The sequence below is a fragment of the Actinomadura sp. RB99 genome (assembly GCF_014706005.1).
In the GTDB taxonomy this organism is placed as follows: domain Bacteria; phylum Actinomycetota; class Actinomycetes; order Streptosporangiales; family Streptosporangiaceae; genus Spirillospora.
This window is the reverse complement of sequence record NZ_JABMCA010000067.1, coordinates 40750-52155: the sequence shown is the minus strand read 5'-3', so window position 1 is coordinate 52155 and position 11406 is coordinate 40750. Positions and strand designations below refer to the sequence as shown.

The 11406-nt window shown below is 73.0% G+C and carries 8 protein-coding genes; 1 reads left to right on the top strand and 7 read right to left on the bottom strand.

Annotation, left to right across the window (positions count from 1 at the left end):
- The 7 genes from amrb99_RS39040 to amrb99_RS39010 all read right to left on the bottom strand — a co-directional run.
- A partial coding sequence (locus tag amrb99_RS39040) for a protein kinase (protein ID WP_190865977.1) occupies positions 1-921 on the bottom strand: 921 nt, incomplete at its 3' end.
- 40 nt (positions 922-961) lie between these two features.
- The gene (locus tag amrb99_RS39035; protein WP_190865975.1) at positions 962-1990 is read right to left on the bottom strand and encodes a family 2 encapsulin nanocompartment cargo protein polyprenyl transferase; all 1029 of its coding nucleotides are present in this window, start codon (positions 1988-1990) and stop codon (positions 962-964) included.
- Between the two features lie 14 nt (positions 1991-2004).
- Positions 2005-3375 (bottom strand): family 2B encapsulin nanocompartment shell protein, encoded by a 1371-nt coding sequence (locus amrb99_RS39030; protein WP_190865972.1) that lies wholly within the window; start codon positions 3373-3375, stop codon positions 2005-2007.
- A gap of 6 nt (positions 3376-3381) precedes the next feature.
- Entirely contained in the window at positions 3382-5793 is a 2412-nt protein-coding gene (locus tag amrb99_RS39025; RefSeq protein ID WP_190865970.1) for a germacradienol/geosmin synthase, read from the bottom strand.
- A complete protein-coding gene (locus tag amrb99_RS39020) occupies positions 5793-7226 on the bottom strand; it encodes a family 2B encapsulin nanocompartment shell protein (protein ID WP_190865968.1) in 1434 nt (477 codons plus the stop codon). The genes amrb99_RS39025 and amrb99_RS39020 overlap by 1 nt, the downstream gene beginning before the upstream one ends.
- A gap of 130 nt (positions 7227-7356) precedes the next feature.
- Entirely contained in the window at positions 7357-8766 is a 1410-nt protein-coding gene (locus amrb99_RS39015; RefSeq protein WP_190865965.1) for an MFS transporter, read from the bottom strand.
- 87 nt (positions 8767-8853) lie between these two features.
- A complete protein-coding gene (locus amrb99_RS39010) occupies positions 8854-9453 on the bottom strand; it encodes a hypothetical protein (protein ID WP_190865963.1) in 600 nt (199 codons plus the stop codon).
- 514 nt (positions 9454-9967) lie between these two features.
- Here amrb99_RS39010 and lpdA point away from each other — a divergent pair.
- Positions 9968-11371, top strand: a complete 1404-nt coding sequence (gene lpdA, locus amrb99_RS39005; protein ID WP_190865961.1) for a dihydrolipoyl dehydrogenase — start codon at positions 9968-9970, stop codon at positions 11369-11371.
- Positions 11372-11406 lie beyond the last annotated feature (35 nt).

Sequence of the window (11406 nt, the reverse complement as noted above, 5' to 3'; positions counted from 1 at the left end):
CGCCGCTCGCAGCAGACGGCGTCCGGCGGGTGCAGGCGACACCGCGGCGGGCGCGGGCGGCTGGACCGGCCCGGGCGTGGCCGCGGGGACGCCGCCGGACGCCGTCTGCTGCGAGCGGCGGACGAGGCGGTCCAGCACGTTCTGCGCGGTCGGGCGCCGCGCCGGGTCCTTGGCGAGGCACTCGGCGAGCAGCCCCCGCAGCGGTTCCTCCACGCCGTCGAGCCGCGGCGGCTCGTGCGCGATCCGGTTCATCACGATCGGGATGGACTCGTTCCCGAACGGCGGGCGGCCCGTCGCGGCGAACACCATCGTCGACGCCCACGCGAACACGTCCACCGCGGGACCCAGCTCGCCCGGCTGGAGCTGCTCGGGCGCCATGTACGCGGGGGTCCCGACGGCGCGGCTCACCACGGTCTGCGCGCCCGACAGCGCCCGCGAGATCCCGAAGTCGATGACCCGGGGGCCGTCCGCGCCGAGCAGCACGTTGTGCGGCTTGAAGTCGCGGTGCACCACCCCGGCGTCGTGCAGCGCGACCAGCGCCGTCGCCGTCGCGATCGCCAGCCGGTCCAGGGCGCTGCCCGACCGCGGGCCGCCCTCCCGGACGACCGCGCTCAGCGGCGGCCCGTCGACGTACTCGCTGACGATGAAGCGGCGGCTGCCGAACGCGCCGGAGTCCAGCACCTGGGCGGTGCAGAACCGCGCGACCTGCTTGGCGGCCTCCAGCTCGCGGGCGAACGTGTCCTGCGCGCCCGGATCGCCCGTCAGCTGCGCGTGGAACAGCTTGATCGCGACCCGGTCGCCGCCGCCGTCGGGGACTGCGGCGTAGACGACGCCCTGCCCGCCCTCCCCGATCCGCCCGGTGATCCGGTAGCCGCCGAGCCGCCGCGGGTCGGTGGGTTCGAGGGGAGGGAGGTCCGGCACACCGGCACTATAACGACGGCGGCGCCGGGTTTTCCGGAGGTCAGTGGTCGCGGTGCGTGAGCAGGTGCGCCACCGACCGCAGCTCCGCGGCCGCCGCCGGGACGGGGGCCGCGGCGTCCAGCTCGGTGAGGGCGCTCGCGACCAGCGCGTCCGCCTCCGCCGCCGCCCACGCGCGGCCGCCCGCCGCCTCGATCAGCGCGGCGGCGCGGGCCGGCTCGTCGCCCGCGAGCGCCCCCCGCCGCAGGTACAGCGCCGCCAGCTCCTCCCCCGCCGGCGTCCCCGACGTCAGCGCCGCCACCACCGGCAGCGACTTCTTCCGGTTGCGCAGGTCGGAGTGGACGGGCTTGCCGGTGACCTCCGGGTCGCCCCAGATGCCGAGCAGGTCGTCGACCAGCTGGAACGCCAGCCCGAGCCGCTCGCCGAACGTCCGGTACCGGGACGCGCGCCCGGCGCCGCCCCCGTACAGGGCGCCGAGCGCGCACGCGCCGCCGAGCAGCGCGCCGGTCTTCCCGCCCGCCATCGCCAGGCACTCGGCCAGCGTGACGTCGGCGCGGTCCTCGAACGCGGTGTCGGCGCTCTGCCCCTCCACCAGTTCGAGGACCGCGCGGCTGAGCGTCCGGACCGCGGCCGCCGGGTCCGGGGACGGCGCGTCCGCGAGCGCCTCGTAGGCGCCCGCGAGCAGCCCGTCCCCGGCGAGGATGGCGGCGCTGACCCCGAACACCGTCCACGCGGTGGGCCGGTGCCGGCGGGTGCGGTCGCCGTCCATGACGTCGTCGTGCAGCAGCGAGAAGTTGTGCGTCAGCTCGACCGCGACGGCGGCCGGGACGGCGGCGGCCGCCGTCCCGCCGGCCGCCTCGGCCGCCAGCAGCGTCAGCGCCGGGCGGACGGACTTGCCGCTCGCCCCCGCCGCGGGGCGGCCCGCCTCGTCCCGCCAGCCGAAGTGGAACTCGGCGATGCCGCGCATCGAGCCGGGCATCGCCTCGATCACGGACCGCAGCGCGGGCTCCACCAGGCCCCGGCTCCACGCCAGGACCTCGGCGGCGGATCGGGCGGGGGTCTCCACCGACATGTCCCGTCCTCCCGTCAGCGGCCGATCTCGACGTTCTCCAGCACGCCGAGCGCGTCGGGCACCAGCACGGCGGCCGAGTAGTAGGCGCTGACCAGGTACGACAGGATCGCCCTGTCGTCGATGCCGGTGAAGCGGACCGACAGGCCGGGCTGCACCTCGTCGGGGATGCCGGTGCGGTGCAGGCCGATGACGCCCTGGTCGTCCTCGCCCGTCCGCATCGCGATGATCGACGTGGTGCCGGTCGAGGTGATCGGGATCTTGTCGCACGGGTAGATCGGGACGCCGCGCCACGCCTGGACGCGCCGCCCGCCGTCGACCTCGGCGGTCCCCGGGTACACGCCGCGGCGGGTGCACTCGCGGCCGAACGCGGCGATCGCCTTCGGGTGGGCGAGGTAGAAGCGGGTCTTGCGGCGGCGGGCGAGCAGCTCGTCCATGTCGTCGGGGGTGGGCGGGCCGCCGCGGGTCTGGATGCGGTGCCGCAGGTCGGCGTTGTGCAGCAGGCCGAAGTCGCGGTTGTTGACCAGCTCGTGCTCCTGCCGCTCCCGGATCTCCTCGATGGTGAGGCGGAGCTGCTGCTCGATCTGGTTCATCGGCTTGTTGTAGATGTCGGCGACGCGGGTGTGGACGCGCAGCAGCGTCTGCGTCACGGCCATCTCGTACTCGCGGGGCGAGGTCTCGTAGTCGACGAACGTGCCGGGCAGCACGGGCTCGCCGTCGTGCCCGGACGACAGGTCGATGGCGGCCTCGCCGTGCCGGGTCTGGGGCGGCTTCGGGGTGTTGCGGTACTCCTCCAGGCGCGCGCGCAGCGTCTCCGACCGTTCGGTGAGCTCGACGATCGCGGTCGGGGACAGGGTCAGCACGATGGCCGGGGTGAGGGCCCGGAACGTGTGCGGCCATTCGCCCGCGTCGCCGAGGAGGGCCTCGTCGCCGAAGAAGTCGCCGCCGTCGCGGATCGCGATCTGCGTCTCGCCGCCGTACTCGCCGGTCCCGACCTCGGCGACCTTGCCGTGCGCGATCAGGTGGACGCGGTCGCGCGGGTCGCCGGCCGCCGCGATCGTGTCGCCGGGCTGGTACTCGGTCTGCGTGAACCTCCCGGCCACCGCGTCCAGGACCATCGCGTCGAGCCCGCTGAGCTGCGGCAGCTCCGCGAGCTCGCCGGGGATGACGCGGACGTGGGCGCCGTCGTTGACGAACGTCACCCGCCCGTCGCCGAGCTCGTAGGTGAGCCGCCGGTTCACCCGGTAGGTGCCGGCGTCCGCCCGCACCCACGGCAGCAGCGACAGCAGCCACCGGGGGGTGATGCCCTGCATCTGCGGCACGGACTTGGTGGTGGTCGCGAGATTGCGCGCTGCCCGCGTGCTCAGGGCCAGCTGCGGGTCGGTCATGTGCCGCTACCTCCGGGGGATCGCTGGTTGGGTCTCGCTGGGCCGCACCGGTGCGGGACGCGCCGGGCGGAACGGTGTGCGGGCCGCCGAGGTGCCGAGCCCGGACGGCCCGGACGGCACGCGGAGCCGCGCACCCCCGGTCGGCGGGGCGGCGGGCGGCGCGGTGTCGCGGACGGGCGGCGCGGTGCCGCGGACGGGCGGCGCGGTGCCGCGGACGGGCGGCGCGTACCGGCCGGTCGTCGTGGACCAGCGCAGGTCGCCGGCCGTCCAGCGGCGCATCGCCCGGACATGGCGGGCGAGGCCGTCGCGGGCGGCGGCGTCCAGGCCGGACTCGGCGGCGAGGATCGGCAGCTCGGCCGCGGCGGTCCGCTCGAACTGCCGGACGCGCGCCTCGACCAGGTCGGCGACGATGTCGGCGGCGCGCTGCGTCCCGCAGCCGAGGAACCGCTCGACGGCCGCGACCGCGTTGTTGAGCCCGTCCTCCCCGACCTCCTTGGGGTAGGAGAGCAGGTCGTTGCGGAGCCCGGCGACGTCGGCGAACGTGTCGTGCAGCGCCTGCATCGGGGTGGACGCGAGGACGTCCGGCGGCAGCCCGCCGGCGTGGGCGTGCCGCAGCAGCGCGGCGGTGAACGCGGCGCCGCTCGTCCGGCGGCGCATCTCGATGTAGTCGACGGGGTCGGGGACGCGGTTGTGGACGAGCCCCGCCAGCTCCCACAGCCAGCTGTCGGCGAGCTGCCGCAGCGCCTCGTCGAGCCCGGCGCGCTCGTCGTCGGACATGGCGGCGGCGGTGCGGGCCCGCAGGTCCGCGAGCCCCCGCTCCACCGGATCAGGCGATGCGCCCGAACCCGACGGCAAGCACGAGCCGGACGGCACGCCCGGACCGGACGGCACGCATGGGCCGGGCGGCGCGCACGGCTCCGGATCGGCCGCCGCGCTCGGGGCGGGCGGCGCGAGCAGGCGCGCCATGTACGCCTTGGCGCCGAGCAGGTCGCGGGGCCGCTTGAAGCGCTCGGCGAAGAGGTCGTCGAAGAAGAACCGCCACAGGTGCCAGTCGGCGATGAGCTCCAGCTCGGGGCCGGGCGCGTCGGGATGGGTGAGCGCCGCGAACATCGCGTAGTCGGCCGCGTCGAACGCCTCGGGCGTCCAGGTGCCGGGCACGCCGGCGTCCAGCATGCCCATGTCCCGCGCCCACTCCGCCGTGTGCGCGCGGAGCCCGGCGATCCGGGGGTTGACCAGCGGCTCGTACGGGAGGGAGAACTCGGGCATCCGGAACCCCGCGCCGCCGTCCGGTGCGCCCGGGGGCGGGCCCGGCGGGCCGGCCAGCGACCGGATCCGCACCGCCGACGTCCCGAGCCCGAGCAGCCGGGCGATCTCCGGCAGCCCAGGCGGCCCGGACGGCCCGCCCCCCCGCACCGCGCCCTCGTTCATGTAGCGGCTGGACCGCAGGTGCCACTCGTGCCCGCCGGACTGCCAGTCCTGCAGGCCCCGCGCGTAGCGCAGCACGTCGCGGCGCTCCGCCGGGCTCAGCCCGTGCTCCTCGAACAGGACCGGCAGCTCGGTGACGGCGGTGTGCTCGAACTGCTGCATCCGGGACGTGAGCAGGTCGTTGGTGATCTCGGCGGCGCGCTGCGGCCCGGTCCCGAAGAACCGCTCCATCACCAGGACGCCGTTGTTGACCTCGCCCTCGCTCTCGGTCTCCCGCTGGTAGGAGAAGATGTCGTTGCGCAGGTGGACGGCGTCGGAGAACGCGTCCTTCAGCACCCGGAGCGGGCGCGTCCCGGCGACCCGGGCGGGCACCTCCGCGCCCGCCGCGACCTCGACCAGGTCCGCCGACCAGGGCGCGCCGCCGACCTTGCGGCGCATCTGGACGTAGTCGATCGGGTTCGGGACGCGGGACTCGTCGATGTTCGCCAGCTCCCACGCCGACTCCTGCAGCAGGTTGCGGGTGCTCTCGGCGAACCGGGCCCGCCAGTCCTCCGACATGAGCGGGACGGTCCGCTCCCACAGGTCGGCGAGCCCCCGCTCGACCGGGTTCGCCGGCTCGGGGGGCGGCGGACCCCCCGCCTTCACCGGCATGAAGGCGGGGAGCCGCGCGAGGTACTCCTTGGCGCCCGCGAGGTCGCGGGGCCGCTTGTACCGTTCGAGGAAGTGGTCGTCGAAGTAGAACACCCACACGTACCAGTCGTTCACCAGGTCCAGGACGGGACCGGGCGCGTCCGGGTGCGTGTACGCGGTCAGGAGCGCGTAGTCGTGCGCGTCGTACTCGGCCTCGTCCCAGACCTCGGGCCCGGTCGCGTCGGGCCCGAGGATCCCCATCTCGTACGCCCAGCGGCGGGAGTGCTCGCGGGCCGCGTCGACCCGGGGGTTCAGCCGCGCGGGATGCGGCACGTAGAACTCGGGGAGTTCGAACGGCTGCACTACGCCGCACCGCCGTGCGCGACCTCGACGGACTCCAGCATGCCGAGCGCGTCCGGGACCAGGACGGCCGCCGAGTAGTAGCAGCTGACCAGGTAGTTGATGAGCGCCTTGTCGTCGATGCCCATGTACCGGACGGACAGGCCCGGCTGGTACTCGTCCGGCAGCCCGGTCTGGTGCAGGCCGATGACGCCCTGCGTCGCCTCGCCGGTGCGCATCAGCAGGACCGAGCTGGTCCCGGTCGTGCTGACCGGGATCTTGTTGCAGGGGAAGATCGGGACGCCGCGCCAGCCGGGCACCTTGTGGCCGCCGACGTCGACGCTGTCGGGGTAGACGCCGCGGGCGTTGCACTCGCGGCCGAACGCCGCGATCGCCTTCGGGTGGGCGAGGAAGAACGCGGGGTCCTTCCAGACGAGCGTGAGCAGCTCGTCCATGTCGTCGGGGGTGGGCGGCCCGGACCGGGTGTGGACCCGCTGCGTGAGGTCGGTGTTGTGCAGCAGGCCGAAGTCCCGGTTGTTGACCAGTTCGTGCTCCTGCCGCTCGCGCAGCGCCTCGATGGTCAGCCGGAGCTGCTGCTCGACCTGGTCCATCGGCTCGTTGTAGAGGTCGGCGACGCGGGTGTGGACGCGCAGGACCGTCTGCGCAACGCTCAGCTCGTACTCGCGCGGGGAGCCCTCGTAGTCGACGAACGTGCCGGGCAGCACCGGCTCGCCCTCGTGCCCGGACGCCAGGTCGATGGCGGCCTCGCCGTGCTCGTTGCTCGCCCGCTCCGGACTCTCCCGGTAGGCGTCCAGGTGCTCGCGCAGCGACGCGGACTGGCCGAGCGTCTCCTGGAAGTCGGACTCGCTCATGCTGAGGACCGTCACCGCGGTGAGCGCCTTGACGGTGTGCTCCCAGGTCGCCGGCTCCGCCCCCTCGTCGGAGCCGACGAGCGCCCGCTCGCCGAAGAAGTCGCCGTCGGCGAGGGTCCCGTGCACGGCCTCCGCGCCGTACTCGCCCGTCCCGACCTTGCTGAGCTTGCCGTGCACGACCAGGACGACCCGGTCGATCGGGCGGCCCTGCTCGACGATGACGTCGCCCGGCTCGTACTCCTGCTGGGTGAACCGGCCGGCCAGCGCGTCCAGGGCCAGGTCGTCCTCGTAGCCGCGCAGCGGGGGCAGCTCCCCCAGCTCGCGGGGGATGACCCGGACGTCCGCGCCGGTCGTCACGAACGTCACCCGCCCGTCGCCGACCGTGTAGGTGAGCCGCCGGTTGACGCGGTAGGCGCCACCCGACGCCTCCACCCACGGCAGCAGCTTCAGCAGCCACCGGGAGGTGATCCCCTGCATCTGGGGGACGGACTTGGTCGTGGTCGCCAGGTTCCGTGCCGCAGAGGTACTGAGGCTCAACTGCTCTTCCGTCACGTCCGCACCGCCGATTCGTCGAGGGTCTGCCATGGGTGAACCAACGGAGACGCTACCGACGGTAATCGGACGGGCGCAACGAGCTATATGTTCCCCTTCGCGCCACAGAAGTGACACCGTCCGGCGATAGCCGGGCGCGCATCACATCGTCGGGCGGCGGGGGTCAGTGCCGCGCCCCGGAGCCCACCGGTTCCGGGGCGTTCGCCATCCCGACCCGCTCGATCGGCACGTTCGCCGTCTCCTTGATCATCAGGATCGGGACCAGCGCCACCGCCGCCGCGAGCATGATGTAGTACGCCGGGATGTAATTGCTGCCGGTCACGTCGATCAGCGAGCCGACGAGCACCGCGGCGGTGCCGCCGAACAGCGACGTCGAGATGTTGTAGCCGATCGCGAACGCCCCGTACCGCACCTTCGTCGGGAACATCGCCGGGAACGTCGCGCCGATCACCGCGAGCATCAGCACCAGCAGCCCGCCGATGATCGCGTACCCCAGCACGATGCCGAACCAGTTGTTGGTCTGCATCAGCGCGAACGCCGGCCAGCTCAGCAGGAGGAACCCGACCGCCGCCATCAGCAGCACCGGCTTGCGGCCGATCCGGTCCGACAGGTGGCCGGTCGGCAGGATCACCGCCATCATCGCGGCCTCCACCCCGATCGTGACCAGCTGCGACTTCACGCTGCCCATGTGCAGGAAGTCGACCAGGTACGACGGCATGAAGGTGAGCAGCGTGTAGTCCGCGACGTTCAGCAGGAAGACGATCCCGATCAGCATCAGGATGACCTTCCAGTAGTGCGCGAAGGTCTCCTTCAGCGGCGAGCGCGCCTTCTTGCCGGACTCCTCCATCCGCTGGAAGGTCGGGGTGTCCTCGATCCGGGTGCGCACGTAGAGCCCGACGACCCCGAGCGGCAGCGCGAGCAGGAACGGGATCCGCCAGCCCCAGGCGTGCATGGCCGCGTCCCCGACCGCCACGTTCACCAGCAGGACGAGCCCGGCGCCCAGGATGTAGCCGGTCAGCGTGCCGAACTCCAGGAAGCTGCCGAAGTAGCCGCGGCGGTTCGTCGGCGCGTACTCGGCGATCATCGTGGCGGCGCCGCCGTACTCGCCGCCCGTGGAGAACCCCTGCGTGAGGCGCACCGCCAGCAGCAGCAGCGGCGCCGCGATCCCGATGGCGCCGTACCCGGGCAGGATGCCGATCACGAAGGTGGAGCCCGACATCAGGATGATCGTGGTGGCGAGCACCCGCTTGCGGCCGAGCTTGTCGCCCATCGGGCCGAAGAACAGCCCGCCGAACGGGCGGGCCAGGAAGGCCGCGGCGATCAGCGCGAACGAGCGCAGCGTCGCGCTGCCGGAGATGTGCTCGGGGAAGAACTTGGTGCCGATGATCGAGGTCATCACCCCGGCGCTGAAGACGCCGAAGTCGAACCACTCGATGCAGTTGCCCATCGCGGACGCTATGACGGCCTTGTGCACCGCGCCGAGGTCCACGTCCTCGGTCGCGACGTGGTCGCCACCGTCGGCCGTCCCCGTTCCCCGCGTGGCCGCGGGATCCGGACCGGACTCTGCGTTCATCCGCACCTCCCGGCAGTCCCCTGCCCGAAGATCGGCGGAGTTAACGCACGGTCTTGGCGGTCCGATGACTCGGCGGGAGGCGCGCGCTCACGCCCTCCGGACGTTCTTGGCGGTGTCCTCTTCGTCCTCTTCATCCCCGGCGGGTTCATCCCCGGCGGGCTCCCCCGCGCCGGCTTCGGCCGGAGGAACGTCGGACGGAGGAACGTCGACCGGGGGGACTTCGGCCGTGGCCTCGGCACCGCTCACGGCGCCGTCGCCGAGGGTGTCGCCCGGGTCGCCGCCGAGCAGCTCGTCGGTCAGCTCCGGGAGCGCCGCGGTGCGGGTCGGGTCGTCCTCGACGAGGTCCTCGTCGTCCTCCGGGATGGCCACCAGCGCCTGCGTCTCCTGCGCGCCCCGGGTGATCACGCCGCTGGCGAGGATCGTGTTGCGGTGCCGCAGCGCGCCGTTCTCGCGGAGCAGGTCGTCGACCTCCGCGCGGGCCCGCGCGATCCGCCGGCTCAGCCGCACGTGCACGAGGAACCCGCCGACGGCGAGCCCGATGACGAAGCCGGCGACGGGAAGCCCGACCAGCGGCGGCGCGAGCGTGGCGACCACGGCCACGACGATCAGCGCGACGACCACCGCAAGTGCGCCAAAGTGCTGCTCCATCCAGTCCAGGACGGCGTTGACGCGCTTGGGAATCCTCACTCGGCTTCTCCTCCACTCGGCTCGGGACGGGTCGCCGCACCCGGGGACAGGGGCATCTGAGGGCAACGATCGGCCGGTGCCGCCGTGTTCCAGCGGTCCGTGTCCCAGCGGTCCGCGCCACCGGCCCGCGGGGGCTGCCCCGGAGATGCGGCGGCGGGGCCTCCGGCGGCTCGGGCCTCCGGCCGGTGCGGGGCCCGCCCGGAGTGCCGGGTCCATCGCGCGAGCGCGGCGTCCGACCGGGAGGCGGTGCCGGAGGCGGGCCTCCCGGGGAGGCCCGTGGAGCGAGCGCGCACTCGCCCGAGCACGGTCAGGGGCCGAGCCGCCGGGCGAGGTCCCCGGGCCGTGATCGCAACGCACAAAGCCTAACAGCATGTGACGACGGAGCCGTAACGGAGCCCGTTCGTCACGCCGCGTGATCGATTTCGGACGGCGGCGCGCATGCCGGTGCGACCTGCGCCGCAGCGGCGCCGTCCGGGATGCGAGCACTGCCCCGCGCCGAATATCGTCAATGAATATGAGCGAACACTTTGACGTCGTGGTCCTGGGCGCGGGCCCGGGTGGATATGTCGCCGCGATCCGGTCGGCACAGCTCGGGCTGAAGACCGCGATCATCGAGGAGAAGTACTGGGGCGGCGTGTGCCTCAACGTCGGCTGCATCCCCTCGAAGGCGCTGCTGCGCAACGCCGAGCTGGCGCACATCTTCACCCAGGAGCAGAAGACCTACGGGATCAACGTCGAGGGCACCGTCGCCTTCGACTACGGCGTCGCCTTCCAGCGCAGCCGCCAGGTATCGGACAAGCTCGTCAAGGGCGTCCAGTTCCTGATGAAGAAGAACAAGATCACCTCCTATGACGGGCGCGGGACGTTCACCGACCCGAACACCCTCGAGGTCGCCAAGGCCGACGGCTCGACCGAGACCGTGACCTTCGGCAACTGCATCATCGCGGCGGGCGCGCACACCAAGCTGCTGCCCGGCACGTCGCTGTCGGAGCGGGTCGTCACCTACGAGGAGCAGATCCTCAGCTCCGAGCTGCCGGGGAGCATCGTCATCGCCGGCGCGGGCGCCATCGGCGTCGAGTTCGCCTACGTCCTGCACAACTACGGCGTCAAGGTCACGATCGTCGAGTTCCTCGACCGGATGGTCCCGAACGAGGACGCGGACGTGTCCAAGGAGCTGGCCAAGCGGTACCGCAAGCTCGGCATCGACGTGCTGACCTCCACCCGGGTCGACGGCATCGACGACTCCGGCGAGAAGGTCAAGGTCACCGTCACCGGCAAGGACGGCGCCCAGCAGGTCATCGAGACCGACAAGGTGCTGCAGGCGATCGGCTTCCAGCCGAACGTGGACGGCTACGGCCTCGACAAGACCGGCGTGCAGCTCACCGAGCGCGGCGCGATCGACGTGGACGGCCGCTGCCGCACGTCCGTCCCGCACATCTACGCGATCGGCGACGTCACCGCCAAGCTGATGCTCGCGCACGCCGCCGAGTCCATGGGCATCGTCGCCGCCGAGACCATCGCGGGCGCCGAGACGATGGAGCTCGACTACGTGATGATCCCGCGCGCCACCTACTGCCAGCCGCAGGTCGCCTCGTTCGGCTGGACGGAGGCGCAGGCGCGGGAGCAGGGCTTCGACGTCAAGGTCGCGAAGTTCCCCTACAGCGCCAACGGCAAGGCGCTCGGCATGGGCGAGGGCGACGGCTTCGCGAAGGTGATCAGCGACGCCAAGTACGGCGAGATCCTCGGCGCGCACCTGATCGGTCCCGAGGTGACCGAGCTGCTGCCCGAGCTGACCCTCGCGCAGCAGTGGGACCTGACCGTCCACGAGGTCGCCCGCAACGTGCACGCCCACCCGACCCTGGGCGAGGCCATCAAGGAGGCCGTGCACGGCCTCGCCGGCCACATGATCAACCTCTGATCCGCTCCGGCGTGCCCGCCCCGCCGCGGACGGGC

Excerpts from the sequence above, each read along its gene's own strand:
- amrb99_RS39030 (WP_190865972.1), bottom strand. The coding sequence starts at position 3,375 with ATGACCGACCCGCAGCTGGCCCTGAGCACGCGGGCAGCGCGCAATCTC.
- amrb99_RS39020 (WP_190865968.1), bottom strand. The coding sequence starts at position 7,226 with ATGGCAGACCCTCGACGAATCGGCGGTGCGGACGTGACGGAAGAGCAG.
- amrb99_RS39035 (WP_190865975.1), bottom strand. The coding sequence starts at position 1,990 with ATGTCGGTGGAGACCCCCGCCCGATCCGCCGCCGAGGTCCTGGCGTGG.
- lpdA (WP_190865961.1), top strand. The coding sequence starts at position 9,968 with ATGAGCGAACACTTTGACGTCGTGGTCCTGGGCGCGGGCCCGGGTGGA.
- amrb99_RS39015 (WP_190865965.1), bottom strand. The coding sequence starts at position 8,766 with ATGAACGCAGAGTCCGGTCCGGATCCCGCGGCCACGCGGGGAACGGGG.